Annotated in this window: 1 protein-coding gene; it reads left to right on the forward strand. The window is 65.9% G+C overall.

The features are described 5' to 3' along the window. The first annotated feature begins 17 nt into the window (after positions 1 to 17). On the forward strand, positions 18 to 2444 hold the full coding sequence (locus MJQ72_RS44655; protein ID WP_256464207.1) for a hypothetical protein: 2427 nt from the start codon (positions 18 to 20) through the stop codon (positions 2442 to 2444). Positions 2445 to 2652 lie beyond the last annotated feature (208 nt).

Consider the following 2652-nt stretch of genomic DNA (forward strand, 5'->3'; position numbering starts at 1 on the left):
GGTATGCGGAGGCGGGGGTGCGGTTGCCGGGGTGGATGTTGGTTCCGGAGGAGGACGAGGACAGTGAGTACGAGGGTGCGGGGAAGGCGAAGGGGAAGGGGAAGAGGAGGAAGAAGTATCAGCCGGTGCTGGAGTCGTGGGTGGAGGAGCGGTTGGTGGCGGAGGTGGTCGCTGAGGTGAGGCGGACGACGTTGGGGGAGAAGCCGTTGGTGCGGCGGGTGAGGGTGGGGGAGTTGACGAGTGAGCATGTGGATACGGATGAGAAGGTGCTGGTGGGGCAGGATGGGTTGTTCTTGGAGATCGATCCCGAGGATATATCGCGGGAGGAGTGGCCGTCGTTGAGTAATGGCCGGATTCTGGGTTTGTATTTCGGTGCGGTGCTCGATAATGACGAGGCGAAAGCGGCGTGGGCGGCGAAATATCCGCTGGGTGGTCAGGGTCCGCAGTATCCTCATTATTCGGTCCAGGTGAGCAAAGACGGGACGAGGATGGCGGCGGAGGGGCCGGCTAATTCCCTGGCCGCGGCTAATACCAAGCTTGATGGGAGGAAGATCGACGAGGACGAGATCAACGCGATCTTCCTTCAGTTCGATGTGTGGATGCCGGACAAGGACGGTGGCGGGCGCTGGATGCCTGTCGCGGCGCAGGTGGCGTTGGATGACGCGTTCGATGTCGCCCGTAACCCTCATCGGAAAGTGCTCGTTCATTATGGCCACACTTATGCGGCGGAGAATTTCCAGGACGTGATCAAAACCGAGCCCGATGACGCTGTCCGGATCGAATCCGAGTCGGAGCGTGGTATCGGTCTGCGCGGCGGGGGTCTCTCCGACGACGGGCCGGGGCCGGGGCGGGTGCTGCCCGAAGAGTGGCTGGAACAGCTCGGGACCGCGGTGCGGGCGATCGAGTGGCCCTCGGACACCGTGGCGGACTACTGGCGCGAGATTGCCCGCGGCGAGCTCGGGTTCACCGAACCACGCATCCCGCTCCACGACCCCGCCGCCGCCCGCGCCAGGACCGAACTCCAACGCGCCATGGTCGAGCAAATCGCCCACGACCTCCACCACATCGACCACGAACTCGACGAAAACCCCGAAGCCCTCGCACCAGTACAAAACAAAATCGACGACCACCGGGAACTCCTCGACACCCTCGAACACACCTCACGGGACAACCCCACCGACTGGCTGCAGATGGTCGAAGCCATGGGCGGCCTCGCGCACGCGCCGTACGGAGATCTGGCTGGTTCGATTGAGTCGATCATGGCTGGGCGCGACCCACCGCAGGCTGAGAAACCGCAAGTGAACAGTGACCCATCCACTGAAAATCCTCTGCGCGACCTCCGGCGTGATGACGCGGACGGAGTCGATACGCGCTCGCTCGATTGGCCTGGTTCGCCCAACGGCAACTGGCTTGCGCCGGAGAAGCAGAGAGGCGAGACTTCCGCTGCCGGAGCGGGGCCGTCGAGATCTTTCACAGCGGTCCTTCTGGTTTCGGAGCTGTTCGGATACCCGGAGCGGCATGCCGGCGAGACGAGCCCTGAGCTGCTCGCCGAGGTGTACTCGGCGCATCAGGACCTGATGGACGAATGGCTGGCCGACCACGCTGGGACTGCCTCGGCGCCGGCGATGTTCGTACGAGCGTGGACAGACCCTGCCCTGATGTCGTTGCGCCGAACGGCCGACCTCGCGACGCGTGTCAACGACGGCGGCGATGCTGCGGCCGTGTTCGCTATTCCGGCCCGCGACGCGCTCGAACGGGTTTTGAGCGCGAGGTGGAGCGACTACGTCGAAGCCGCGCATACCGCGTTGGATGCTCTCCCGGAGGACGAGCGCGCCATCGCGGCCCGGCTCGCATCGGCCGTTCTTGAGCCCGGCACTTCTCCGCTGAGCGTCGCGGCGCATGCGACGTATGCCCATCGGTTGCACGAGTGGCTGGTCCGGTTCCGTGGTTCGGCCGAGGAAACGGGACGGTTCGAATACCTGTGGACTGATCCGATCCTGACCGAGATGCGCTCTCTCGCGCCTGACAAGCCCACTCCGGCGGAAGAGAGCACGGTACAGGCTTATATCACCGGCACCCGGGAGTGGCATGCGGAGCTGGGAGCCGCCGCGCGGCAAGTTTCGTGGGCACAGAGCATGGAGGCGCTCCGCCGTCGTGCACAAGCTAGGACCGCGCTGGGCTTGGACGAGCCAGGCGTCTCGCTTACCGGCGAGGCGTCGCGGCGCAGGCTTGGACTGCAACGGTCGATGGTGGAGCAGGCGGCCTACAACGGCTACCGGCTTGCCTCCGGGCCGACGCGCGGCCTGACGCCGCTGAAGTGGCACGGTCGGAGATCGAGTCCTTCCGGACGCAGCTCGAAAGTCTGGAGCTTCTCGCGGATTCCGGAGCCGGCCCGCAGGAGCTGCGTGCCTGGTTCGACGCGGTGGACCCCGCTCATGAGGTGATGGCCGCTTCCGCGTTCCTCGGGCTCGAGGTGGCAGGCACAGCCGAAGCGAGCCGTGGCCGGGTGTTGCTGGAGTCGGCGCTGTCCGGCGCGGCGAAACCGCCGCATCAGCACACCGAGGCCCGGCTGTTCGACCAGATGGCCGATCTCATCGCGGCCCGGTTGCGTGCCGGGCTGGCCGAAGCCGACGCGAGGGCCCTCGCGGGGTG

Source organism: Amycolatopsis sp. EV170708-02-1 (assembly GCF_022479115.1).
Classification (GTDB): Bacteria; Actinomycetota; Actinomycetes; order Mycobacteriales; family Pseudonocardiaceae; genus Amycolatopsis.